This is a genomic window from Mycolicibacterium wolinskyi str. Jessa 2025 (genome assembly GCF_049241375.1).
Classification (GTDB): Bacteria; Actinomycetota; Actinomycetes; order Mycobacteriales; family Mycobacteriaceae; genus Mycobacterium; species Mycobacterium wolinskyi.
This window is the reverse complement of sequence record NZ_CP185960.1, coordinates 7,039,079-7,061,311: the sequence shown is the minus strand read 5'-3', so window position 1 is coordinate 7,061,311 and position 22,233 is coordinate 7,039,079. Positions and strand designations below refer to the sequence as shown.

Below are 22,233 nucleotides of genomic sequence, written 5' to 3'. Positions count from 1 at the left end.
AGCGACGGGTAAACCGTCTGGATGAACCAGTCCGAAGCACCTCTCCTCGACGCCTTGAACTCCTACCACGCGTCAAACCGGTACGGTTTCTCGCCGCCCGGGCACCGGCAGGGCCGTGGTGTGGACGAGCGGGTCCTGCGGGTCCTCGGCCGCGAGCCGTTCCTGAGCGATGTGCTGGCGAGCGGCGGACTCGACGATCGGCGTAGCAGCAACGGCTATCTGACGCGCGCCGAAGATCTCATGGCAGAGGCCGTGGGCGCCGACGTGGCCTGGTTTTCCACATGCGGCAGTTCGCTGTCGGTGAAGGCCGCGATGATGGCCGTCGCCGGTGGTGACGGCAGCCTGCTGCTGAGCCGGGACAGTCACAAGTCGGTCGTGGCCGGGCTGATCTTCTCCGGGGTGACACCGCGCTGGATCACGCCGCGCTGGGACGCCGAACGGCACATGTCTCATCCACCGTCGCCACAGCAGGTCGAAGAAACGTGGCAGCGCTATCCCGACGCCGCCGGGGCGTTGATCGTCAGCCCGAGCCCGTACGGCACCTGCGCGGATCTGGAGGGCATTGCCGAGGTGTGTCACGCGCGCGGCAAGCCGCTGATCGTCGACGAGGCGTGGGGTGCGCATCTGCCGTTCCACGAGGACCTGCCGACATGGGCGATGAATGCCGGTGCGGATGTGTGCGTGGTGAGCGTGCACAAGATGGGTGCCGGATTCGAACAGGGTTCCGTATTCCACCTGCAGGGCGACCTCGTCGACCAGGACCGGCTGTCACAGTGTGCCGATCTGCTGATGACGACCAGCCCGAACGTGTTGCTGTACACCGCGATCGACGGATGGCGCCGGCAGATGGTGCAGCGCGGCCACGAGTTGATGGGCGCTGCGCTCGAACTGGCCGAGCGGACCAGGCACCAGATCGAGACGATCCCCGATATCGAGGTTCTCGACGACGAGCTTCTCGGAGTGCAGGCCTCGCACGACCTCGACCGGCTGCAGGTACTGATCGACGTCGCGGAAACCGGGACGTCGGGTTACCAGGCCGCCGACTGGCTGCGCGAGTACTGCCAGGTGGACATGGGGATGACCGACCACCGCAGGATCCTGGCGACCATGTCGTTCGCCGACGGCGCCGACACCACGGGCCGGTTGATCGACGCGTTGACCCTGTGGCGCAAAGCCGCCGACGACTTCGACCGGCCACCGCGCGTCGATCTGCCGTCACCCGAGGAGATCCAGCTGACGACCGTCACGTCACCGCGCGACGCGTTCTTCGGTCGGGTCGAGAAGGTTCCGGTCGAGGAGGCGGCGGGCCGGATATCCGCCGAGCAGATCACCCCCTATCCGCCGGGTATCCCGGCAGTGGTCCCTGGCGAACGTCTCAATCAGGCCGTACTCGACTATCTCCGAACGGGTTTGGAGGCTGGCATGAATCTGCCGGATCCGGCGGATCCCCAGCTGCGCACGGTCCGGGTGACGGCCTAGCGGGGTCAACGCGTCGCCCACGCACCACCGTTGACGGCCAGTACCTGACCGGTGAGGTGACGCGCGCCCGGCGACGCAAGGAACTCCACGGTGGCGGCGATGTCCTGTGGTGTGCCTGCCCGTCCCGTCGCGGTGGCAGCGATGAGCTCTGATGTGCGTTGACCGGACAGTTTGTCGCGGAAGAACTCGGTGTCGGCGATGTAGCCGGGAGACACGACGTTGGCGGTGACGCCCAGTGGGCCGAGCGCTCTGGACAGCTCGATGTTCCACGATGCGACAGCGGCTTTCGCCGCCCCATAAGAGCCTGAGCCCTGGTCGGCGGCGATCGAGCCGAGCGTGATGACCGCCCCGCCGCTCGCGAGCTTGTGGCGACACGCGGTGGTCATGATGACCGCGGACAGCACGTTGGCGGTGAAGTTCGACAGCCAGGCGTCGGCGACCTCGCGCAGGGTCTGGCCGGGCGCGGAGACGTCGAAGTCGCGGTTGCCGCCTGCGTTGTTGACCAGGACGTCCACGGCGCCAAGCGATTCCACGAACCCGCCGACGGCATCGGGATCGGTGGCGTCGAAGCAGGCGGATACGACGTTGCCCGGCAATGTGGCTGTCGTCTCTTCGAGCACCGCCTTGCGGCGGCCGGTGATGACGACCGAGTCTCCGGATACGGCAAATCGTTGCGCGATGGCCCGGCCTATTCCGGTGCCGCCGCCGGTCACCACGACGGTGCGTCCCATGGTCACTCCTCTGTCTCGGGTAGGTTGTTTAGAGCTAAACGTAGCAGATCGTTTAGTGCTAAACGAGGAGATGGCATGCTTGATCCGCACGACCCCGTCGATGCGATCGCATTGGCGTGGGCGAACGAACGGCCAGGCACCGCGGTCGGATCGATCGGCATCGTCACGCGTGTCTGGCACGCCGCGAAGCTTCTCGGCGAGGACCGGCGCCGCACCCTGGCCGCGGCCGGTGCGGATGCCGCGGTGCTCGACTTGTTGTCGGTGCTGCGCCGCAGCGGCGAACCGTACCGGTTGACCACCCGCGAACTGGCGGAGGCGACCATGATCACCGCAGGAGCGATCTCGCAACGGATCACGCGAGCCGAACGTGATGGCCTGGTCACGCGCACCGCCCGGGTGGACGGCTCACGCAAGGTCGATGTCGAGCTTACGGCCGCGGGCCACGCGCTCGTCGAGCAGCTCGTCGACCGGGTGCTGGGCCGAGAGGCCGAGTTGATCGATCATCTCGACGCCGATCAACAACGACAACTCGCCGAGCTTCTGCGCCGGCTGTTGGACGGTCTCGACCGCAAGCTCGGGAACCAGAAGATCAGCCAGGTCGGTGACATCGCCGAGTAGCACCGCTAAGCCGGCGCGTGGCAGAGCGAAGCCGCCAACCGGAGGTCGTCGACCAAACCGTCGAAGGCGACGTCTCGGTCCTCTTTCGGTCCGCGCAACAACGACGACGGGTGCACGGTCGCCACGAGTTCGGGTTCGCCCGTGGTGACCCCGCTCGGTAGGTGCAGCACCTCGCCGCGGTGCTGGGTGACGCGGAAATCGTTGCCCAGTACCGATTTCGCCGCCGTGGCGCCGAGGAGCACGACGACCTCGGGCTCGACGGCATCCAGTTCGGCCACGAGCCACGGCCGGCACGCGACGACCTCGGTGCGGCTCGGCGTCTTGTGAATGCGTCGCTTACCCCGCTCCGCCTGCGTGAACTTGAAATGCTTGACCGCGTTGGTCAGATACACCGAATCACGCTCGATGCCCCGCCGCGTGCAACGCATCGTCGAGGACCCGGCCTGCCGGGCCGACGAACGGTGCGCCCGCTCGGTCCTCCCGGTCGCCGGGCTGTTCACCGATCAGCATCATGCGCGCATCCCGCGCTCCCGCCCCGAACACCGTCTGACTGGCGTCGCGATACAAATCGCAGCCACGGCAACCCCGGGCCGCGGTGGTCAGCACTTCCAGGTCCCGGGAGTCCGGGACGAATACCTCTGCTCCGGCCATACCGACTGGATACCCACTTTGCCGTTTCAACAGCTTTCGCCGGGGTATGCCGCCATCAGCAAACAGGAGAAGGTAACCATGACCACGGCCGCAGTCTCGGTTGACGACAGCCCGGGCACGTCGACCGGCAAGCGCATCGAACATCGCCGGCGAAGTGTCGAAGCGATTGCTCTGGCCACGGGGTGTCGGGTCGTGGTGCGCAACGCCGTCCGGATGTGGGCCTTGCAGCCCGGTCTGGGCTGGCCGTTGGCTTCGATCGACCGCATGGTGGGCCTGATCCCGCGGCGCATCGGCGCGACAGTCGAGCCGGTGGCCCTACCCACGTGTCGAGCCGAATTCGTGCGCGCATCCGGTGCATCGGACCGGCGCGCGATCCTCTACCTGCACGGCGGCGCGTTCATGACGTGCGGGCTCAACACTCACCGAGGCCTGGTGGCGCGGCTGTCGAAGGCGGCCGATGCGGCCGTGCTCAATATCGGCTACCGGATGCTGCCCGCGTGCGGGTTGGCCGAGGCGATCGACGACGCGCTCGCGGGTCTTCGGTGGTTGCGGCGTCGCGGCTACGACTCGCGACAGGTGGTCATCGCAGGCGATTCGGCCGGCGGCTACCTGGCGCTCGCCACCGCGCTGCGCCTGATCGCGCGGGGTGTCGAGCCCGCTGCCGGGGTCGCGGCGATCTCGCCGTTGACCGATCTCGACCCGGCCCGCAAGCTCGCGCACCGCAACGCACGCCGGTGCTCGATGTTCACCGGCGCGGCGCTGTCGGCCTTCGCACGGTACCTGCACCAGTGTGAACAGGGGCTCGTCCGTGACCGCGATGCGCAGGCCGTGGTGAACCCGGCCGCCGCCGATCTGTCGAACATGCCGCCGGTGGCGGTGCACGTCAGCGGTGACGAATCGCTGTTGGCGGATTCGGAGCTGTTGGCAGATCGGCTCGCCGATGCGAACGTCCGGTGTGATCTGCATGTGTGGAACGGGCAGATTCACGACTTCCCGTTGGCCGCGGATGTGCTGCCGGAAGGCCGGCGGGCCATCCGGTATCTCGGCGATTTCGTCAGGGAGGTGACCCGTACCGGAGGCCACGTCGCATCGAGTTTGTCGGGTCGGGGCCAGGGGTATTCGGCGCCTGGTGCCTGATGCGACGAGGGAGTACATGGTGGCCGACGTAAACGATGGCAAGGCAAATCCGAAACAAGACCAGCTCGACGAGAACCGGGTGGACCGGGCGACCGGATATCTCACGACACAGCAAGGTGTCCGGGTCGACCACACCGACGATGCGCTGACGGTCGGGGAGCGCGGCCCGACGCTGCTGGAGGACTTCCACGCCAGGGAGAAGATCACCCATTTCGACCACGAACGCATACCGGAGCGGGTGGTGCATGCGCGTGGCGCAGGAGCTTACGGGTTCTTCGAGCCCTACGACGATTCGCTGGCCGAGTACACGGCCGCGAAGTTCCTCACGACACCCGGTCTGCAGACTCCGGTGTTCGTCCGGTTCTCCACGGTCGCCGGTTCACGCGGATCGGCCGACACCGTGCGCGATGTCCGCGGTTTCGCCACGAAGTTCTACACCGAGCAGGGTAATTACGATCTGGTGGGCAACAACTTCCCGGTGTTCTTCATCCAGGACGGCATCAAGTTCCCGGATTTCGTGCACGCGGTAAAACCCGAGCCGCACAACGAGATTCCGCAGGCGGCGTCCGCGCATGACACGCTGTGGGATTTCGTATCGCTGCAGCCGGAAACCCTGCACGCCATCATGTGGCTGATGTCCGACCGCGCGTTGCCGCGCAGTTACCGGATGATGCAGGGTTTCGGCGTGCACACGTTCCGGTTCGTAAACGCCTCCGGTAAAGGCGTTTTCGTCAAGTTCCACTGGAAACCGCGGCTCGGCGTGCACTCGTTGCTGTGGGAGGAATGCCAGAAGATTGCGGGTACCGATCCCGACTACAACCGGCGAGATCTGTGGGATTCCATCGAATCCGGCCAGTACCCGGAGTGGGAACTCGGCGTGCAGCTGGTCGATGAGTCGGACGAGTTCAACTTCCCGTTCGATCTGTTGGACTCGACGAAGATCATTCCCGAGGAGATGGTCCCGGTACGGCCCGTGGGGCGGATGGTGCTCAACCGGAATCCGGACAACTTCTTCGCCGAGACCGAGCAGGTGGCCTTCCACACGGCAAACGTCGTGCCGGGCATCGACTTCACGAATGATCCGCTGTTGCAGTTCCGGAACTTCTCGTATCTCGACACGCAGCTCATTCGCCTGGGCGGCCCGAATTTCGCCCAGCTTCCGGTCAACCGGCCGATCGCCGAGGTGCGTAACAACCAGCACGACGGATACAGCCAGCACACCATTCCGCGGGGCAAGACGAGCTACTTCAAGAACAGCCTCGGGGGCGGCTGCCCGGCACTCGCCGACGAGGACGTCTTCCGGCATTACACGCAGAAGGTCGACGGCCACAAGATCCGGCAACGGGCCGAGAGCTTCAAGGATTTCTACAGTCAGGCCCGGCTGTTCTGGAAGAGCATGTCGCCGGTGGAAGCCCGGCACATCGTCGCTGCGTTCGCATTCGAGCTGGGCAAGGTCCACGAGTCGACCGGTATCAGGCCCAGGGTCGTCGAGCAGCTCAACCTGGTGGACAACGATCTCGCTTCACAGGTCGCCGCCAAGCTCGGTCTGCCTGCGCCGAGCGCGGTGCCGATCGAGCTGGACCTGCCGGAGTCACCGGCGTTGTCCCAGCTCAATCTTGTCAGCGGCGGCATCGAGACGCGAAAGATCGCACTGTTGGCCGACAACGGAGTCGACGTGGCGGCCGTCGAGCAGTTCCGCGCCGCAATGGATGAACGCGGAGCGACGGTCGAGGTGCTCGCACCTGCGGGTGGCGGCACGTTGCAGGGCGCGTCCGGCGGTGAGCTGGCGGTCGATCGCGGCATGACGACGATGGCCTCGGTGCTCTACGACGCCGTTGTGGTGCCGGGCGGCGCTGAATCGGTCAGTGGGCTGACCGGTGACGGCTATGCGGTGCACTTCGTGCGGGAGGCCTACAAGCACCTCAAGGTCGTCGCGGCTTTCGGCGACGGTTGCGAGATGCTGCGTACGGCGGGAGTGGGTGAGCAGGTGTCCGAAAGCGGCGACGTCACCGCCGAGCGCGGCGTCGTGACGACGGCCGCCACCGGTGAGGTCTCGGCCGATTTCGTCGACGCGGTTGCCGACGCCTTGGCCCTACACCGGGTGTGGGACCGCGAAACCGACGCGGTGCCGGCGTGATGATCGACGTGTTTCCCCGGCCGGTGCCGTGGGCACCCCACTGAGATGACTGACGAACGCAGCGACGTGACGTCCGAGACCCCCGAGGAAGGCGGTCCGGACGACACGCTGTCGCCAAGTGAGGCAACGGATTCGGACGAGGTGGCCAACGCCGACGGTGACGAGGTCGTCGATCCGCCGGAGGATTGGCAGGCCGCCGATGAGACGGAACCCGAGGAGTCGCTCGACCGCAAGCTCGAAGCCGAAGAACCGGATGTTTCCGCGCAGGAGCCCGCGCCACGTGACATCGACGAAACCGCGGCCGAGCCGAGAGACGTCGAAATCGTGCACCCCGACGACCGGCGCGAGGACGGGCCGGATGACAGGCCGGATGACGGAGAGGAGTCCCTCTTCCCGGTGGTTCGGTGACCGAAAGTCAACCGGCCTGGCGCTGAAGCGTGACCGACGCGGTGTTCGCGTCGGCCTGCGCGGCGATCCCTTGGCCTTTCGCGGTGACCGCCAGCGCGGTGCGGTCCCCGCGGAACAGGTCGCGCGAGAACTCGCACGGTGACCCGTCCTGGTCGTATGTGACGCGAGTGATCAGCAGCAGCGCGGCTTTTGGTTTGATGCCGAGCAGGGTTGCTTCACTGCTGGTGGCGTTGACGGCCTCGATGCGCTCGTCGGCGCGGCCGGCGACCTTGCCGTACTGGGATTCGAGGATTTCGTAGAGGGACCCGCCCAGTTGTTGTTCGAGCAGGCCGGGAAAGGCGTCGGCCGGGAACTGGGCGTGCTCGAGCGAGATGGGGGAGCCGTCGGCCAGGCGGACCCGCTGAATCTCGACGACGTAGTCGCCCGGTCCGAGGCGTAGCGCGGTCCGGGTGGCCTGGTCCGGTGTCGTGATCCGCGTGGACAGGACGCGGGTGCCGGCGATATAGCCCTGGTTGGCCAGGAAGGCCGGCACCCCGACGACGTCGGAAAGGTTGCGTTCGACCTGCCCGTGGCTGATGAAGATGCCGCCGGCCCGGCCGATGACCCGGTGCACCAGCCCCGCCTCCTCCAAGGCGGCCAGAACCTGGCGCAGGCTGGACCGGCTGGTGCCGTAGCGGTCGGCGAGATCGCGTTCACTGCCGAGTTTCGCGCCGGGGGCACCCGCGTTGATGTCGGCGACTATGCGACGCCGCAACTCCTCGCTCTGGATTGCCACCCGGCCCCCTCACCGTGTATTGGTCCAGCCAATTCTAGCCGGAGGTGCCTCAGAGTTCGGCGATGGCCAGATGCGATTCCGGCAGAATCTGCCCACCGTCGACGACCAGCGATTGGCCGGTGATGTAGGCCGCTTCGTCGGTGGCGAAGAACAGTGCCGCATTGCCGATGTCGGCGACCGAACCGAGCCGGCCGGCGGGCACTGCGGAGGCCATTTGGTCGAGGTAATCCTGGCCCATTTCACCGAGACCCTCTGTGACGATGTTGCCCGGCAGCACCGCGTTGATCGTGATCTTCTTGGGCGCGAGTTCCATCGCGGCGGTCCGCAGGAAGCCGAGCTGCGCGGCCTTGCTGGCCCCGTAGTGCGACCAGCCCGGATAACCGGTGATCGGACCCGTGATCGACGACGTGATCACCACGCGACCGTGACCGCTGGCGGTCAGCGCCTGCAGGGCCGCCTGCACGATGTAGACCGTGCCCTTGAAGTTGACGCCGAGCACCTGCTCGATGTCTTCGGGCGTGAGCTCCTCCAACCGGCCCGACGGGAAGATTCCGGCGTTGGCGCAGACGATGTCGAGACCGCCGTGCCGCTGCACCGCCTCTGCCACCGCACGCTGCGCGTCCTCGGGGCTGGAGACATCGGCGCTCAGCGCGCTGACACGGCCCGGCGCGTCGGCCAGATCTGCGACCGCGGCTTCGAGGTCGGCCTGATTGCGCCCGGTGATCAACACGTCGACGCCCGCGTTGGCGAACGTCTGGGCGATGCCGCGGCCGATACCTTTACTGCCGCCGGTGACGATGGCCGAACGGCCCTGCAGAGAAGTGAACATGGCTGTGTCCTTCGGGAATTGTGATGGGCTCAGGTGAGGCTCAGGCCGTCGGAACTGAGGTAACGCTCGGCCAGTTCGCAGCTGCCCGCCGCGTAGCTGATCGCCTTGGTGGCCGATTCTCTGGAGTGGCTGTGGCTGCCCATCCAGGCCAGCAACAGCAGTCTGCGCAGCAGCACGAACGAGGCCAGCATCTCCTCGTCGGCCGCAGGTAGTTCGCGGCGGGTGCGGTAACCCTCGACCCAGGCCGCCTGCCAATCCGGCAACGCCGGGTCATCCTCGATGAATGACACCGCGGTGCCGAAATCGTAGAAATACCAGCCGAATCCACAGTCATCGAAATCGATGACGGTGATCTGCGATTCCCCGTCACCCGGAGCGACCAGCAAGTTGGCCAACCGCAGGTCGGCGTGAATCAGGCCGTACCGGTCGGGTGTGGTGCCGTACTTCTCCAGGCGTTGCCGCAACAGCATCTGGGCCCGTTCCAACAGACGCGTCTCGGTCGGCCCGACGCCTTCCGCGTCCTGCCAACGGCCCCATCGCGGCTGGGCTCCGAGGCTGTGCTCCCAGTCCCACGAGAACCGGCCGAAACCCGCAGGCCTGGTCCACCGCTGCGAATGCTCGTGCAGCGCAGCGGTGATACAGCCCAGCGTGTGGAAATCCTGGACGGTGAGCGAACTCTCGTCGGGCTCGACACCACCCACCATGTCGAAATGCACGACGTGGCGGGTGGTCCCGGCCGGGTCATCGCTCTTCACGCTGACGAGCCGGCGGCCGTCACGCGCGGGCAGCACCGTCGGCACGGTGACATCGCTGTCAGCGCGCAGCGCCGCCAGCCAGTCCAGTTCCGATTCGATTTCGTGCGGGCGGTGATAGTTCTGCCGGTGCACCCGCAGGATCGACTGCGTGCCGCCGTCTTCGACGAGATAGGTGGCGTTCTCCGACAAGTTCAGCAGCCGCAGCGACGCGTCGGGCGAGATGTCGTAGTCGGCCAGCGCAAGCTGCGCGACGACCCGGTCGTCCGAGATCACGCTCATCAGTGCTCCCGTCCTTCGATCCCCGCCAACACCGCCGTTATGCGGTCACGGGCCATCGTGACATCGGCCGTACTGCCGCCGATGTACAGCCGGCCGGCCGCCCCGATCATCTGCACGTCCACCACCGTAAGCCCCGGCGCGGCCCGCTCGGCCTCGTTGGCCGCCACCGCGGCGAACAACGCCGGCGTCATCTCGTACACCAGCAGCGACTGGCCCGGCAGGATCATCGAGGCCTGCCGGTTGCGGTTGAGGATCACCGCGTGCTGGTCGGTGATGTCCTCGATGATGTCGTGGTAGAGCACCCGGGGCCGCAGCTGGTCGGCTGCCTTGTTGCCGGTACCGGCAAGGATCGCCTCGCCGGCCCGGCGGACATCGTCCAGGTTGGCCGAATGGATCTCCAGGACGCCGAATTGCCGTTCGACATAGAGGATTCCGGGCTGCACGCCGGGGACCTCGCGCAACGCCAGATCGATCACCCGCTCGATCGCCAAGGCCGGGGAGACCTCGACGATCAGCGCGTGTTCGCCTTCGTACGGCGGGTATCCCCGGGCCCGGGTCGGTGTCCCCAGATAGGCGGCGAACTGGCGTTGGAGATCCTCGACCAGGAGGTAGACGCGGATCTGGGTGCGGATCCCAGGTTCCCGCGCCGTCTCGGTCACGGTGTCGGGCGGAGCCATGGCTACTTGCTGGACACCGAGAAGTGCGCGCCGAGCTCGTTGTGCGGACGCGGAATGACATGCACGCTGACCAGTTCGCCGACCTGCGATGCGGTCTCGGCGCCGGCCTCGGTCGCGGCCTTGACGGCACCGACCTCACCGGTGACGATCACGGCGACCAGCCCGTCGCCGACCTGCTGACGGTCGGTGATGGTGACGTTCGCGGCCTTCACCATGGCATCGGCGGCTGCCAGCGCGGCCACGTAACCCTTGGTCTCGATCAGTCCGATTGCGTTGCTGGACATTGGTTTCTCCTTATTGGTTGGGGTTGTTGTCGATGGATCCGATGATGAGGGCGTCGATCGGGGGCGGGGTGCCGGTGAACCAGCTCGCGGCCACCGAACCCTGGGCGATGAGGACATGTTCACCGACCCCGCTGCCCAGGACGTCGAAGGCGATCATCCGCGAGCCCGATCCGTCGATCTCGACCTCGAGGAACGCGCCGGCCGGGACGCCGTCGATCCGGCGGGTCGACCACACGTTGCCGGTGACTGTCGCTGAAATCATTTGCGCTCCTTCTCGATCGTGATCCCCAGAGCCCTGGCCTTCTCCCGCGCCAGCGGGGTCAGTACCGCCCGGCGGCCCAGGACGAGCGTGCCGCCCGCCATGTCGGCGATGTGCCGTTCGGTCACCGCACCGCTTTCGATCCGGTGGGTGACCGGACCGCCGGACGTGAGCGGTGCGCCGGCGAGCCGGAAACTCAACCGGCCGGCTTTGAGGTCCGCGCGGGTCTTCGGGCTTTCGAAGAGCCGCAACAGTTTCCGCACGAACGAGTCCAGGTCCTTGTCGTTGGCCAGCCGCACCTCTTCGGTGCGGTTGCGCCCTTCGACGGTTCGCGGTCCGGTGGGTTCCAGACCCATCTGCTCGGCGACCGTCTGCGGCGGTGGCGGGGCCGGCTCGCTGCGTACTGGCGCGGTCTTGAGACCTGCCACGGCTTCGCGGACCACCTCGCGCACCAGCGCGCGCAGTTCCTCGCGGGGATAGGTCATCGCACACCCTGCAGCACGGCCAGCGCGTCCTGTGCGGCCTCGGCGGCCTGTCGGACGTCGGCCTCGGCGCCCGACAGGTACACCCGGCCCGTGGCGCCGATCATCCGGAAGTCGACGACTTTGATGTCGGCGGCTTTCTCGGCCTCGTTGGTCGCCAGGATCGCATACGACGCAGGCTGGACCTCCAGCACGAACAGGGATTCGCCCGGCAGCACCATCGATCCGATCTTGTTGCGGTTGATCAGGAACGCGTGCTGGTGATCGATGCTGGAGATGATCCGGGACGCGAGCACCGTCGGGCGCACCGCGGCGTCGGGGTCACCACCGAGGAAATCCAGGGCGGCGTCGGCGGCGGCCTTGACCGCACCCGTTTCGCCGTGGAACTCCAGATACCCGAATTGCCGTTCCACGACCAGGATCCCGGCCTTCACCTCGGCGTGCTTGAGCGCGACGTCGGTGACCCCCTCGATGTCGAGGCCAGGGGCCACCTCGATGATCTGGGCGGCCATGTCGGCGCGCGGCAACGCACCTTTGATCCAGGTACCCAGATACGACATGGTCTGCGGCTGCAGCCGGTCGATGAAGATGAAGGAACGCAGTTGTGCCACAGCTGTCACCTCTTGATCAGTTGAGCGAGTTCTTCGACGACCAGCGCCCGCAACTCGGCACGCAGCGCATCGAGTCCGGGGTCGCCGGGCCGGTTGACGGTCGGGTACGAGCGGCGCGCCGCGGTGCTTGTCCGGGACGGCGCACCGTCGCGGTCGTTGGAGGCACGCGGATACTCCGGAACCGGGCCGGCCGGCGAACGCCAGGGGTTGATGCCCGCGAAATTGCCCATCACCACGCCGGGTTCGCTGTTGTAGGCGACCCGGGCCCAGTTGACGAGGTTGTGGGGCTGCAGGTTCTCGCCGATCGAGCTGCGGCCGACGAAGCCGGTGCCGATCGTCATCGACGGCGCCAGGTTGGTGTCCAGGCCCGAGCTGCCCGTGCTGTTGCCGACGTTGACCGACACCCGCAACACCGGCACCTGCGCGGCGAAATCGGTGATGACGGCCGGGTTTTCGCTGTGGATGGCCGCCGAGTGGCCGGCACCGCCGATGCGCACCACCGCACGCGCGGCCCGGATACCGCGGGCGGCGTCGGCCGCGGTGGTCATGCCGAGTACCGGGGACAGCTTCTCGTGGGCGAGCATCTCCTCGGCGACCACATCGGTGAACGGCGCGACGAGCACGCGCGTCTTGGGCGTGACCCGCAAACCGGCCTGTCCCGCGATCCATGCCGCATCCCGGCCGACCACGTCGGTGTTGAGGTGTCCGTCGGCGAACATGTAGGCCCGCAGCCGGCGCGCACCGTCCTCGTCGAGTATGTGGGCGCCCGCCCGGGTCAACGCCCCGCGCAGCTTGTCAGCGATCGAATCCTCGGCGATCAACACCGATTCGTTCGTGCACAACACCGAGTTGTCGAAGGCCTTGCTGTCGACGATGCGCTTGGCGGCCGCGGCGACATCGGCGCTCGCGTCGACGAACACCGGCACATTGCCGGGACCGACACCCAGCGCGGGATTGCCCGACGCGTATGCGGCGCGGACGACGCCGGTGCCGCCGGTCGCGACGATGACGTCGGTGCGCTCGTCGGCCATGAGCGCCTGCACGAGGGGAATCGACGGTTCGTCGATGACCTGCACGACGCCGTCGGGCGCACCCGCCGCCACCGCGGCCTCGGCAAGCACCCGCGCGGCGTCGGCCGAGCACTGCTTGGCCCGCGGGTGCGGTGCGACGACGACGGCGTTACGTGTCATCAGAGCGAGGATCACCTTGAAGTACACGGTCGCAACGGGATTGGTCGTCGGCGTCAGGGCCAGTACCACACCCGCCGGCCGGGGCAGCTCGACGATCTTGCGGGCTTCGTCGATCCGTGGGGACACGAAGTCTTCCCCACGGTAGAAGTCGACGATGCCGCGCGAGCACGCCCGGTTCTTGATCACCTTGTCGGCGACGACTCCCATACCGGTCTCGGCGACGGCCTCGGCGGCGAACCGCTCGGCCTGCGCATAGCCCGCGTCGGCCACGGCGTTGACGATGTCTGCCACGGTCGCGGCGTCATAATCGGCATAGGCTGCGGCGGCCCAGCGGGCCCGTTCGAGCATGTGGCCGGCCTGCGCAACGTTTGTCATGATGCTTTTCGTCCCTTCGCAGCGGTCTTGGCCCGGGACACCGCGACTTCGAGGCGGTCCAGGACGTCCTCACACAGTTCACGTGAGAGGAGAAGACCCGGTTTGAACTGCAGCACACGGGGATCCAGCGTCGAAAAGATCGCCCACACCCCGTTCTCGTAGAGCTCGCGCATGACGAACTTGGCGCCTTCGGGATGGTCGAACTCCAGCCCGATCACCACGCCGTTCTGCCGGACGCCGACGAACCAGTCCGGGTGGTCGTCCTGGATGCGGCGCAGCCCTTGGTCGAACAGGTCGGCGATGTAATGCACCATCGACCGCACCTCTGGGCGGGTGCAGATCTCCAGCGTCTTGATCGCCGCGACGCAGCCGAGTTCCGCGCCGCCGAACGTCGAGATGTGGCCGAAGCCGTCCTCGTCGAGCCACTGCGCGGCGCGCTCGCTCAGCAGCGCCGCGGTGATCGGATACATACCGCCCGACAAGCCCTTGCCCGTCACCAGGATGTCGGGGTCGATGCCGTGCTTGGTGATGCCCCACAGCTCGCCGGTGCGCATGAGCCCGGTCTGTACCTCGTCGGCGATGTAGAGCGTGCCGTGCTTCTCGGTCGCGGCCTTGACGGCTTCCAGGTAACCCGGTGGGGGAAGCGGGAATCCGTAAGTGGCCGGGATGGTCTCCATGATGACGGCGGCGACGTCGTTGCCGGCAAGCGCCTGTTCCATGGCGGCCACGTCGCCGAACGGCACCTGGATGAACTCCTCGGGCAGGTCGGCGAGGAACATCTTGGCGAACCGGTCGTCGCCGGTCGCGACGGCCAGGCCGGTGTGACCGTGATAGGCCTTGATGATCGAGACGATCTTGCGGCGCTTGGTGGCATGCCGCGCGCTCTTGAGCGCGATGTCGATGGCCTCGCCGCCGCCGGATCCGAAGGCCACCTTGCTGATCGACGCCGGAGCCGTAGCCACCAGTCGCTGCGCCAGTGCCGTGCGGGCCACCGACGGGAAGTGGTGGTTACCGACGTCGAAGTGCGACATGCCTTCCGAGATCGCCTGCATCACTTCGGGATTGCGGTGGCCCAGGTTGTAGGTGCCGCCGTTGAGATGCATGTCGATCAGGCGGCGGCCACTCATATCCCACAGGAAGTACCCCTCGCGGCGGTCGATCACCAGATCGACGCCGGAGTCGGTCCAGAACTGTGTCTTGTCCGGATTCCAGAACGTTTTGGCTTGTTCCAGCACCTCGGCCTTGGACGCGAATGCGAACGTGCCGTAGTCGTACATGCGGCTCCCTCTTGAGCTACCCGGTAGCTGTGATGGCCCTCACCGTAAACGGTTACAACCATTTATGTCAATGGTTCAGAAAGGGCCTTGCCATAGGCATTTGGTAGTGCCAATATACGTAGGGTTCGCACTGTGGCGCAGGCCACACCGAACGTCCACTGTAACCTGGAAGGTATTCCGCTAGATGACCGATCAAGCTGTCGCTGGTAGCGAAAATGCAGCTCATGATGTCCAGAGACTGAAACGCAACGCCGTCGGCACCGTCGGCGTCATCTTCATGGCAGTAGCCACCGCTGCGCCCATCACGGCAATGGTCGGCAACGTCCCGATCGCGGTCGGCTTCGGAAATGGTTCACACGCGCCGGCCGGGTACATCGTGGCCACGATCGTGCTCGGACTGTTTGCCATCGGCTACGCGACCATGGCCAAGCACATCACCGCCACGGGGGCGTTCTACGGCTTCATCTCCCACGGTCTGGGCCGAATCGTCGGCATGGCGAGCGGCGCCCTCATCACGATGGCCTATGTCGTGTTCGAGGCTTCGCTGATCGGCATCTTCGCGTTCTTCTTCCAGAACCTGTTCCTGTCCCAACTCGGGATCCACATCCACTGGATCGTGCCCGCGCTACTCATGTTGGCGGCCAACGCAATCCTCACGTACTTCGACGTCAACCTGACCGCCAAGGTGCTCGGTGTGTTCCTGGTGACCGAGATCGTGATGCTGGCTCTCGGCGCGCTGGCGGTGCTGTTCAAGGGCGGCGGTCCCGACGGCTTCGCCGTCGCCGAGACGCTCAACCCGATCGGCGCCTTCACGCCAGCGGCGGGCATCGCCGGTGCCAGTGCGGGTCTCGGCTTGTTCTTCGCGTTCTGGTCATGGGTCGGCTTCGAGTCGACGGCGATGTACGGCGAGGAGTCCCGCGATCCCAAGCGCATCATCCCGCGCGCGACGATGCTGAGCGTTCTGGGTGTCGGCCTGTTCTACGTCTTCGTGTCGTGGATGGCGATCGCGGGCACCGGTCCGCAGCAGTCGGTCGAACTCGCGCAGGACGCGGCGACATCGTCGGAGATCTTCTTCGGCCCGGTGCGCGGCACCTACGGCGAGTGGGCGATCACCGTGTTCAACATCCTGCTGGTCACCGGGTCGTTCGCGTGCGGCATGGCGTTCCACAACTGCGCGTCGCGCTACCTGTACGCGCTCGGGCGTGAGGGTCTGTCCGTGGGACTGCAAAAGACCATCGGCGCAACACATCCCAAGCATGGCTCGCCCTACATCGCGTCGTTCGTGCAGAGCGGCATCACGCTCGTGATCGTCCTGGCCTTCCTGTTCGCCGGCATGGACCCCTACGTGCACATGTACACACTGCTGGCGATCCTCGGAACGATGGCGATCCTGATCGTGCAGTCGCTGTGTGCGTTCTCGGTGATCAGTTACTTCCACATCCGCAAGAACCACCCGGTGTCCAAGCATTGGTTCAAGACGCTCGTCGCTCCCGGCCTCGGCGGGATCGGCATGCTCTATGTCGTCTATCTGCTGTGGCAGCACCGCGACACTGCGGCGGGTACCGCGTCGGGCACGCTGCTGTTCCAGCTGACGCCGTGGATCGTGGTGGGGCTGTTCGTCTTCGGCGCTGCCATGGCCACCTACTTCAAGCTGCGCGATCCGCGCCGCTATGAGTTGATCGGCCGAATCGTGTACGAGGACGCCGAAATACGGGATTGATGGACTCGTACGAGCGTGACCTACTGAGGTTCGTCCTCGCGTGGGCTCCCTATGGGGGTCCACGCGAGGACGATGTCTGGCTTGAGTTCGGCATGACGGCCGATCAGTTGTGCGGCCGGTTCGCTCGCGTCGTCACGGGCCTGTTGCCCCGGGTCCGGTCGCTCCCCACGCCGGACCGGTGTCTGCTTGAGCAAGCCTGTGTGTACCTGCGCAAGCAGCGGATGGTGGCCCGGTCAGGCGAACGCCGCCCGTAGGTTCGTGAACTGGCTGGCCAAGAAGTCGCGTGACACCGGCGTCTTTGGTGCGATCTGGTCGAAGCCGTGGAAGGCCCCGTCGACCACTTCGACCTCGCAGGGCACACCCGCTGCCCGGAGCCGCTCCGCGTACGCGAGGTCCTCGTCGTGGAACAGGTCGAGCGTGCCAACGCCGATCCATGCCGGCGCGAGGCCCGACAGATCCTCGTGGCGGGCAGGCACCGCGAGAGCCGGGTCGGCGTCACCGAGATACGCCGCCCACCCGAACTTGTTGCTGCCCTGGGTCCAGAGCCGGTGTCCCGGCGAATCGAGCTCCGGTCCCGTGCTGCGATCGTCGAGCATCGGATAGACCAGCAGCTGCGCGGCCAGTGGTACCCCACGGTCGCGGGCCAGGATGGCCAGCGCAGCGGCCAGGCCACCGCCCGCGCTTGCCCCGCCGATCGCGACGCGTGCGGGATCGACCGTGGGCAACGCGGCCAACCACGTCAGCGCGGAGTAGCAGTCCTCAAGCGCAGCCGGGTATGGGTTCTGGGGTGCGAGCCGGTATTTCACGGCGGCCACCGTGGCGCCGAGCTCGTTGGCGAAGCGCCGGCACAGCGCGTCGTCCTGGGCCGGGCTCCCGAGCACATATCCGCCGCCGTGCATCCACAGCAGCGCCGGGCCGGGTGTCGCGCGGCCGGCCGCCGGAACAACCGGACGCCTGCGCCCGAGGTCAGCGTCAACACCTCGACATCCTTCGGGGTGCGACGACCCTGCAGGCCGGTCAGGCGCTGAAAGATCGGCAGCGTACGGCGCGTGACCAGTTGGCGCGGGATGAAGCGGGCGATGCGTTCCAGATCGGGATGAAACGCGGTGGCCTCAGTGGCTGACGTCACACCGTCTGTTCTACCGTGTGGCGTTCAGTAGCGTGGGACGAGGTCGGCGGTCTCGCAAGAATTTGTCACGTCAGCAGGGTCTCGAACGCCACCCGGTCGCCGCGATACAGCGCCCGCACGATTTCGACGGGCAACCCATCGGTGTCTACCGTGCGGCGGTTGAGCAGCAGCATCGGCATGGCTGTCGACGACTCGAGCAGCGTGGCCTCCCTGGGTGAGGCCAGTGCGGTCTCGATGCGTTCGGTTGCCGAGCCGAAGTCGACGCCGCCGGCGCGGATCGCGGCGTAAAGCGACGTCGACGGATCGAAGCTGTCGTGCAAGTGTCCGAACCGGGCCGAGGACAGGTATGTGCTCTCCAGGCCGATGCGCTGATCGTCGGCGAGCAGTATGCGTTCGAGGTGCATGACCGGCGCGCCCGGCGCAACGTCGAGCCCGGCGGCGAGTTCGGTGGTGGCCTCGACGGTTTCCCACGTCACGAGCAGACGGCCCGGCCGCCGCCCCATCGCGAGGGCGCCCTCGGTGTAGGACTGCAGGCCGAGCGGTTGGGTGAGCTTGGGCCGCGACACCACGGTGCCTCGCCCGCGCCGCTCGATCCGTCCGGCGACCAGCAGCTCGTGCAGCGCCTGGCGCACGGTTTCCCTCGCCACCCCGAATCGCACGGCGAGTTCGCGCTCGGCGGGCACCGGGTCGCCCTCGGCGAGATCGGCGAGCATGGTGTCGAGCGCGGTCCGAATGACGTAGGGCTTGGGAAGAGGCTTCATATCGCCTGCCGGGCAACGCGTTCGGCGACGGCAAGCACATCGTCGATCGTCATCCCGTCAGCGTACGGATCCTTGGCGGCGTCGTCGTAGCGGCGCAGGCGCAACGCGTCGGAAAACCACGGATGGTCGACGAATTCGGCGTCGACACCCGGACCACCCTGGTGGCGCAGCGATACCGCAGACGTGTCCGACAGCGCATAGCCCGGATCGGTCGCCGCGAGATACCGCTTGGCCGCGACATGCGCACCGGCCAGCCAGCCCACTCGTTCGCCGAATCTCGGAGACAGCCATTCGCGCGCGAACAGGTCGTGGCGCTCGGCATGGGGCCCGTGGAACAACGGGCTGTGGGCAAGATCGTGCAGCGCGGCGGCCAGCACCAGTTCGTCGTCGGCGCCGTCGTCGCGGGCGCGGGCCGCCGACTGCAGGGCGTGATCCAGTTCGTCGACGGCTTCCTCGTCCCACACCCCACGCAGTGAGCGCAGTACCCGGCCGACTTCCTCGACGTGTTGCATGATGACAGCGTACCCGGGTTTGGTCTATACCAGTTCTTAACCTGCTGTTCGGCGACACAACACCCTCAGGTGGCGGGACGGACTTGATCAGTCGAGAGGGTCAACGGTTATGCGGGTGACGATCATCGGTGGCGGCATCCTCGGCACAGCCCACGCACTCGAAGCGGTGCATCGCGGGCACCGGGTGGTGCACCTGGAACGCGAAAGGGAGGCGCGGGGCGCCACGGTACGCAACTTCGGCCTGATCTGGGTGTCGGGCCGGTCCACCGCTGAGCTTGAAGCTGCGCTGCGTTCGCGCGAACTGTGGGAGAAACTCGGCGCGGACATACCCGGAATCGGTTTCCGCCCTGCGGGATCCATCACCCTGCTGCGAACGGAAGCCGAGTTCGCGGTGGCCGAAGAGGCCGCGGCCCGCGCCGACGCCGGACATCGCGGTTTCACCCTGCTGGATCCCGAGCAGGTGCGCGCGCTCAATCCCGCGCTGCGTGGGCGTTACGTCGGTGGCCTGCACTGCTCGCTGGATGCCGCGGTCGAATCCCGCCAGGCATTGCCGGCTATTCGTGAATACCTCACTGCCAGTGGGCGTTACGAGTTCGTCGCGGGTTCCGAAGCGCGCGCGGTGGACAACCGGACCGTGCGCGACGACCGCGGCAACCGGTACGAATCCGACCTCGTGCTGGTGTGCGCCGGAGCCGCCCACGGCGGGCTGGTGCGCGACCTCGCCGGCGAACTTCCCGTGCGCCGGGTGCGGTTGCAGATGATGCAGACCGAACCGCTCGACGAACAATTGACCACCGCGATCGCCGACGCCGACAGCTTCCGCTATTACCCGGGATTCGCCGGGCCCGCGCTGGATACCCTGCGTAGCAACGAAACCCAGCATCCGGTCGCCGAGGAGCAGCACATGCAACTGCTGTGCGTCCAGCGGCTGCACGGTGGTCTGACGATCGGCGACACGCACGAGTACGACGAGCCGTTCGGTTTCGACGTGCACGAAGCGCCATACGCCTACCTCGTGGACGTCGTCGAAGAATTCCTCGGCCGGGCACTTCCGCCGATCCGGCAGCGCTGGGCCGGCGTCTACAGCCAATGCCTGGATCCACACCAGTTGGTGTGCCGCGCCGCACCCGAGGACGACGTGTGGGTGATCACCGGTCCGGGCGGCCGGGGCATGACGCTGGGCCCGGCCATCGCCGAGCAGACCGCAGACCTGATCGGTCTCTGAGTAAGGAAGAAGAATGCCGAACGACGATATCCAGCTCGCTGTCATCGACATGGCCGGAACCACCGTGGCCGACGACGGTCTGGTGAACAGCGCCTTCGAGGCCGCCGCCACCGCGGCCGGGATCCCCGCGGAAGGGGAGCAGCGGGAGAACGCGCGTCAATACGTACTCGACACCATGGGGCAGTCGAAGATCGTCGTGTTCCGCGCACTGCTCGACACCGAGGAACTCGCGCAGCTCGCGAACGCCGAATTCGAGCGCACCTACGCCGAGCTGATCGACAACGGTCAGGCTCACGCGATAAACGGTGCGGCAGAGGCGATCACGGAACTGCGTGACGCCGGCATCAAGGTTGCCCTGACGACCGGGTTCAGCGGCCCTACCCAGGAAAAGCTGCTCGCCGCGCTGGGTTGGCAGGACGTGGCAGACCTCGTGCTCGCCCCGGGCGACGGCGTGCGTGGCCGCCCGTACCCCGATCTCATCCTGACCGCGCTCATCCGTCTGCAGGCCGACGGCGTCGCCAATGTCGCCGCCCTCGGCGATACCGCCAACGATGTCGAAAGTGCCCGCCGTGCGGGCGTCGCGATTGCCGCGGGCGCGCTCACCGGCGCGCATGTCGAGGAGCAGTTGCGGGCCGCCGGCGCCACCCATGTCGTGGGGTCGATCACCGACTTCGCAGATCTTTTGCTGCGCTGAGATGACCGATACCGGACTGGGCGACGTCAGCGTTGCCGGCCTGGCCCGGCGGCGGTTCGTCGCGAAGGAACCGGCGACCCCGGCTGTCGTCTTCGACCGTGTCGGCGTGTCGTACGGCCGCGGCGCGCGGGCGACGCCTGCGCTGATCGACTTCAGCCTGCGCGTGGCGCCAGGGGAGACGGTCGCACTGCTGGGACCGAGCGGAGCGGGGAAGTCGACTGCGCTTCGCGCCCTTGCCGGAGTCGTGCGGCCCAGCTCGGGCACGCTCTGGGCGGCCGGTCGCGACATCACCGGCCTGCCACCCGTCAAGCGGGGCATCGGGGTGGTGCTGCAGTCAAGTTCGCTCTTCCCGCATATGCGGGTGGCCGACAACGTCGCATTCGGTCTGCGGGCCCAGCGTGTCCCGCGGCGCGAGATCGAGGGCCGGGTCGCCGAGGCGCTCGGGATGACCGACATGACGTCTTACGGAAGATGTTTTCCGCGTGAGCTTTCCGACGTCCAGCAGCTGCACGCCTCGATCGCCAGGGCGCTGGCCATCCGGCCCACGGTGCTGTTGCTGGACGAACCACTGGCCACGCTGGATGTCCAACTGCGGCAGTCCGTTCTGGTCGAGCTGCAACAACTGAAGAAGACGTTGCCGGACATCGCGATGCTCTACGTCACCCATGACCCGGCAGAGGCGCTCGCGCTGGCCGACCGCATCGCGGTGATGGCCGATGGTCGGCTCGTGGACGTCGACAAGGCTGAAATCCTCTGGAAGCGTCCGCCCACCACCTACACCGCCACGTTCCTCGGCGGAGCCAACCTGCTGCCGTGCACCGTCGGCCGGGTGATCGGCACCTCGGCGTTGGTGACGGTCGCGAATCGCACGGTCAGCGCCGAGGCGCCGCAACCGGCGGTGGGCCGGATCGACTGGGCGCCGGGTTCGGCCGCACTGCTGTGTATCCGTCCGCACGCCTTGCAGGTCGTGTCACTCGGCAATCGCGACGCCCTGCGCGCCACCGTGAATGCCGCGATATGGCGCGGTGCGACGACGCGGCTGGTGGCCTCGGTCAACCAGTTGCCCGACCACTTGATCGAGGTCGACGTACCTGGCCATGCCCGCTTCGAGGTGGGCAGTGAGGTCGGTGTGCGCATCCCCGAACCGGCCGGTGTCCTCGTGCGAGCGGGGTAATTCGCAGTGAACAACTTCGCGAAGTTGTCGACTGATGGGCCGTGCCGCGCGGTAGGCTCGAAAA

General features: G+C 66.9%; 23 protein-coding genes and 2 pseudogenes. 10 read left to right on the top strand and 15 right to left on the bottom strand.

Annotated elements, in window-relative coordinates; genetic code table 11:
* Window positions 1–21: 21 nt before the first annotated feature.
* Window positions 22–1,479 carry an aminotransferase class I/II-fold pyridoxal phosphate-dependent enzyme gene (locus tag ACOI2T_RS34875; protein WP_409502866.1) on the top strand — a complete coding sequence of 486 codons (1,458 nt, stop codon included), beginning with the start codon at window positions 22–24 and terminating at the stop codon, window positions 1,477–1,479.
* Window positions 1,480–1,484: 5 nt separating this feature from the next.
* Here ACOI2T_RS34875 and ACOI2T_RS34870 read toward each other — a convergent pair whose 3' ends face one another.
* Window positions 1,485–2,210, bottom strand: a complete 726-nt coding sequence (locus ACOI2T_RS34870; protein ID WP_409502865.1) for an SDR family NAD(P)-dependent oxidoreductase — start codon at window positions 2,208–2,210, stop codon at window positions 1,485–1,487.
* A 75-nt stretch (window positions 2,211–2,285) separates the two neighbouring features.
* On the opposite strand from ACOI2T_RS34870, the gene ACOI2T_RS34865 reads away from it, so the two are divergent.
* A complete protein-coding gene (locus ACOI2T_RS34865) occupies window positions 2,286–2,828 on the top strand; it encodes a MarR family winged helix-turn-helix transcriptional regulator (protein WP_409502864.1) in 543 nt (180 codons plus the stop codon).
* A 5-nt stretch (window positions 2,829–2,833) separates the two neighbouring features.
* On the opposite strand, the pseudogene ACOI2T_RS34860 reads toward ACOI2T_RS34865, so the two are convergent.
* Window positions 2,834–3,479 (bottom strand): annotated as a pseudogene (locus ACOI2T_RS34860) (UdgX family uracil-DNA binding protein).
* A 78-nt stretch (window positions 3,480–3,557) separates the two neighbouring features.
* On the opposite strand from ACOI2T_RS34860, the gene ACOI2T_RS34855 reads away from it, so the two are divergent.
* From ACOI2T_RS34855 to ACOI2T_RS34845, 3 genes are read left to right on the top strand one after another with little or no spacing between them, the layout of a single operon-like run.
* The gene (locus ACOI2T_RS34855; protein WP_409502863.1) at window positions 3,558–4,616 is read left to right on the top strand and encodes an alpha/beta hydrolase; all 1,059 of its coding nucleotides are present in this window, start codon (window positions 3,558–3,560) and stop codon (window positions 4,614–4,616) included.
* Between the two features lie 16 nt (window positions 4,617–4,632).
* Complete coding sequence (locus tag ACOI2T_RS34850; protein WP_409502862.1) at window positions 4,633–6,753, top strand: catalase; 2,121 nt, start codon at window positions 4,633–4,635, stop codon at window positions 6,751–6,753.
* A 45-nt stretch (window positions 6,754–6,798) separates the two neighbouring features.
* Window positions 6,799–7,161, top strand: coding sequence for a hypothetical protein (locus ACOI2T_RS34845; RefSeq protein ID WP_409502861.1), 363 nt, complete (start codon window positions 6,799–6,801; stop codon window positions 7,159–7,161).
* A 7-nt stretch (window positions 7,162–7,168) separates the two neighbouring features.
* Here ACOI2T_RS34845 and ACOI2T_RS34840 read toward each other — a convergent pair whose 3' ends face one another.
* From ACOI2T_RS34840 to ACOI2T_RS34795, 10 genes are read right to left on the bottom strand one after another with little or no spacing between them, the layout of a single operon-like run.
* Window positions 7,169–7,936 carry a GntR family transcriptional regulator gene (locus ACOI2T_RS34840; RefSeq protein WP_067848560.1) on the bottom strand — a complete coding sequence of 256 codons (768 nt, stop codon included), beginning with the start codon at window positions 7,934–7,936 and terminating at the stop codon, window positions 7,169–7,171.
* Window positions 7,937–7,985: 49 nt separating this feature from the next.
* On the bottom strand, window positions 7,986–8,765 hold the full coding sequence (gene fabG / locus ACOI2T_RS34835) for a 3-oxoacyl-ACP reductase FabG (protein WP_409502860.1): 780 nt from the start codon (window positions 8,763–8,765) through the stop codon (window positions 7,986–7,988).
* Between the two features lie 29 nt (window positions 8,766–8,794).
* Complete coding sequence (locus ACOI2T_RS34830) at window positions 8,795–9,799, bottom strand: phosphotransferase enzyme family protein (RefSeq protein WP_409502859.1); 1,005 nt, start codon at window positions 9,797–9,799, stop codon at window positions 8,795–8,797.
* On the bottom strand, window positions 9,799–10,476 hold the full coding sequence (locus tag ACOI2T_RS34825; protein WP_409502858.1) for a microcompartment protein: 678 nt from the start codon (window positions 10,474–10,476) through the stop codon (window positions 9,799–9,801). The genes ACOI2T_RS34830 and ACOI2T_RS34825 overlap by 1 nt, the downstream gene beginning before the upstream one ends.
* Window positions 10,477–10,478: 2 nt before the next feature.
* Window positions 10,479–10,760, bottom strand: a complete 282-nt coding sequence (locus ACOI2T_RS34820) for a BMC domain-containing protein (RefSeq protein ID WP_085150254.1) — start codon at window positions 10,758–10,760, stop codon at window positions 10,479–10,481.
* Window positions 10,761–10,770: 10 nt separating this feature from the next.
* Window positions 10,771–11,022, bottom strand: coding sequence for a EutN/CcmL family microcompartment protein (locus tag ACOI2T_RS34815; RefSeq protein ID WP_067848544.1), 252 nt, complete (start codon window positions 11,020–11,022; stop codon window positions 10,771–10,773).
* Entirely contained in the window at window positions 11,019–11,504 is a 486-nt protein-coding gene (locus ACOI2T_RS34810; protein WP_409502857.1) for a hypothetical protein, read from the bottom strand. Before ACOI2T_RS34810 ends, ACOI2T_RS34815 begins: the two co-directional genes overlap by 4 nt.
* Window positions 11,501–12,112 carry a BMC domain-containing protein gene (locus tag ACOI2T_RS34805; protein ID WP_067848538.1) on the bottom strand — a complete coding sequence of 204 codons (612 nt, stop codon included), beginning with the start codon at window positions 12,110–12,112 and terminating at the stop codon, window positions 11,501–11,503. Before ACOI2T_RS34805 ends, ACOI2T_RS34810 begins: the two co-directional genes overlap by 4 nt.
* 5 nt (window positions 12,113–12,117) lie before the next feature.
* Window positions 12,118–13,677 (bottom strand): aldehyde dehydrogenase family protein, encoded by a 1,560-nt coding sequence (locus ACOI2T_RS34800; protein WP_409502856.1) that lies wholly within the window; start codon window positions 13,675–13,677, stop codon window positions 12,118–12,120.
* A complete protein-coding gene (locus tag ACOI2T_RS34795; RefSeq protein ID WP_067848532.1) occupies window positions 13,674–14,954 on the bottom strand; it encodes a class-III pyridoxal-phosphate-dependent aminotransferase in 1,281 nt (426 codons plus the stop codon). The genes ACOI2T_RS34800 and ACOI2T_RS34795 overlap by 4 nt, the downstream gene beginning before the upstream one ends.
* 184 nt (window positions 14,955–15,138) lie before the next feature.
* On the opposite strand from ACOI2T_RS34795, the gene ACOI2T_RS34790 reads away from it, so the two are divergent.
* Window positions 15,139–16,674 carry an APC family permease gene (locus tag ACOI2T_RS34790; RefSeq protein ID WP_409502855.1) on the top strand — a complete coding sequence of 512 codons (1,536 nt, stop codon included), beginning with the start codon at window positions 15,139–15,141 and terminating at the stop codon, window positions 16,672–16,674.
* Window positions 16,674–16,928 (top strand): hypothetical protein, encoded by a 255-nt coding sequence (locus ACOI2T_RS34785; RefSeq protein WP_085150263.1) that lies wholly within the window; start codon window positions 16,674–16,676, stop codon window positions 16,926–16,928. The genes ACOI2T_RS34790 and ACOI2T_RS34785 overlap by 1 nt, the downstream gene beginning before the upstream one ends.
* Here the strand turns inward: ACOI2T_RS34785 and ACOI2T_RS34780 are convergent.
* The 3 genes and pseudogenes from ACOI2T_RS34780 to ACOI2T_RS34770 all read right to left on the bottom strand — a co-directional run bounded on the left by ACOI2T_RS34780 (window position 16,908) and on the right by ACOI2T_RS34770 (window position 19,076).
* Window positions 16,908–17,803: pseudogene (locus ACOI2T_RS34780) on the bottom strand (alpha/beta hydrolase). The gene ACOI2T_RS34785 and the pseudogene ACOI2T_RS34780 sit on opposite strands and share 21 nt — an antisense overlap.
* A gap of 65 nt (window positions 17,804–17,868) precedes the next feature.
* Window positions 17,869–18,564, bottom strand: coding sequence for a GntR family transcriptional regulator (locus tag ACOI2T_RS34775; protein ID WP_067848517.1), 696 nt, complete (start codon window positions 18,562–18,564; stop codon window positions 17,869–17,871).
* Window positions 18,561–19,076, bottom strand: coding sequence for an HD family phosphohydrolase (locus ACOI2T_RS34770; RefSeq protein WP_409502853.1), 516 nt, complete (start codon window positions 19,074–19,076; stop codon window positions 18,561–18,563). Before ACOI2T_RS34770 ends, ACOI2T_RS34775 begins: the two co-directional genes overlap by 4 nt.
* Window positions 19,077–19,185: 109 nt before the next feature.
* On the opposite strand from ACOI2T_RS34770, the gene ACOI2T_RS34765 reads away from it, so the two are divergent.
* The 3 genes from ACOI2T_RS34765 to ACOI2T_RS34755 are packed head-to-tail and all read left to right on the top strand — an operon-like array spanning window position 19,186 to window position 22,169.
* Entirely contained in the window at window positions 19,186–20,301 is a 1,116-nt protein-coding gene (locus ACOI2T_RS34765; protein WP_409502852.1) for a TIGR03364 family FAD-dependent oxidoreductase, read from the top strand.
* A gap of 13 nt (window positions 20,302–20,314) precedes the next feature.
* The gene (locus ACOI2T_RS34760) at window positions 20,315–20,995 is read left to right on the top strand and encodes a phosphonatase-like hydrolase (protein WP_409502851.1); all 681 of its coding nucleotides are present in this window, start codon (window positions 20,315–20,317) and stop codon (window positions 20,993–20,995) included.
* 1 nt (window position 20,996) lies between these two features.
* Window positions 20,997–22,169 carry an ABC transporter ATP-binding protein gene (locus ACOI2T_RS34755; RefSeq protein ID WP_409502850.1) on the top strand — a complete coding sequence of 391 codons (1,173 nt, stop codon included), beginning with the start codon at window positions 20,997–20,999 and terminating at the stop codon, window positions 22,167–22,169.
* Window positions 22,170–22,233: the final 64 nt, after the last annotated feature.

Coding starts and splice junctions, on each gene's coding strand:
- ACOI2T_RS34875 (WP_409502866.1), top strand. CDS start 22: ATGAACCAGTCCGAAGCACCTCTCCTCGACGCCTTGAACTCCTACCAC.
- ACOI2T_RS34870 (WP_409502865.1), bottom strand. CDS start 2,210: ATGGGACGCACCGTCGTGGTGACCGGCGGCGGCACCGGAATAGGCCGG.
- ACOI2T_RS34865 (WP_409502864.1), top strand. CDS start 2,286: ATGCTTGATCCGCACGACCCCGTCGATGCGATCGCATTGGCGTGGGCG.
- ACOI2T_RS34855 (WP_409502863.1), top strand. CDS start 3,558: ATGACCACGGCCGCAGTCTCGGTTGACGACAGCCCGGGCACGTCGACC.
- ACOI2T_RS34850 (WP_409502862.1), top strand. CDS start 4,633: ATGGTGGCCGACGTAAACGATGGCAAGGCAAATCCGAAACAAGACCAG.
- ACOI2T_RS34845 (WP_409502861.1), top strand. CDS start 6,799: ATGACTGACGAACGCAGCGACGTGACGTCCGAGACCCCCGAGGAAGGC.
- fabG (WP_409502860.1), bottom strand. CDS start 8,765: ATGTTCACTTCTCTGCAGGGCCGTTCGGCCATCGTCACCGGCGGCAGT.
- ACOI2T_RS34830 (WP_409502859.1), bottom strand. CDS start 9,799: ATGAGCGTGATCTCGGACGACCGGGTCGTCGCGCAGCTTGCGCTGGCC.
- ACOI2T_RS34825 (WP_409502858.1), bottom strand. CDS start 10,476: ATGGCTCCGCCCGACACCGTGACCGAGACGGCGCGGGAACCTGGGATC.
- ACOI2T_RS34820 (WP_085150254.1), bottom strand. CDS start 10,760: ATGTCCAGCAACGCAATCGGACTGATCGAGACCAAGGGTTACGTGGCC.
- ACOI2T_RS34815 (WP_067848544.1), bottom strand. CDS start 11,022: ATGATTTCAGCGACAGTCACCGGCAACGTGTGGTCGACCCGCCGGATC.
- ACOI2T_RS34810 (WP_409502857.1), bottom strand. CDS start 11,504: ATGACCTATCCCCGCGAGGAACTGCGCGCGCTGGTGCGCGAGGTGGTC.
- ACOI2T_RS34800 (WP_409502856.1), bottom strand. CDS start 13,677: ATGACAAACGTTGCGCAGGCCGGCCACATGCTCGAACGGGCCCGCTGG.
- ACOI2T_RS34795 (WP_067848532.1), bottom strand. CDS start 14,954: ATGTACGACTACGGCACGTTCGCATTCGCGTCCAAGGCCGAGGTGCTG.
- ACOI2T_RS34790 (WP_409502855.1), top strand. CDS start 15,139: ATGACCGATCAAGCTGTCGCTGGTAGCGAAAATGCAGCTCATGATGTC.
- ACOI2T_RS34785 (WP_085150263.1), top strand. CDS start 16,674: ATGGACTCGTACGAGCGTGACCTACTGAGGTTCGTCCTCGCGTGGGCT.
- ACOI2T_RS34775 (WP_067848517.1), bottom strand. CDS start 18,564: ATGAAGCCTCTTCCCAAGCCCTACGTCATTCGGACCGCGCTCGACACC.
- ACOI2T_RS34770 (WP_409502853.1), bottom strand. CDS start 19,076: ATGCAACACGTCGAGGAAGTCGGCCGGGTACTGCGCTCACTGCGTGGG.
- ACOI2T_RS34765 (WP_409502852.1), top strand. CDS start 19,186: ATGCGGGTGACGATCATCGGTGGCGGCATCCTCGGCACAGCCCACGCA.
- ACOI2T_RS34760 (WP_409502851.1), top strand. CDS start 20,315: ATGCCGAACGACGATATCCAGCTCGCTGTCATCGACATGGCCGGAACC.
- ACOI2T_RS34755 (WP_409502850.1), top strand. CDS start 20,997: ATGACCGATACCGGACTGGGCGACGTCAGCGTTGCCGGCCTGGCCCGG.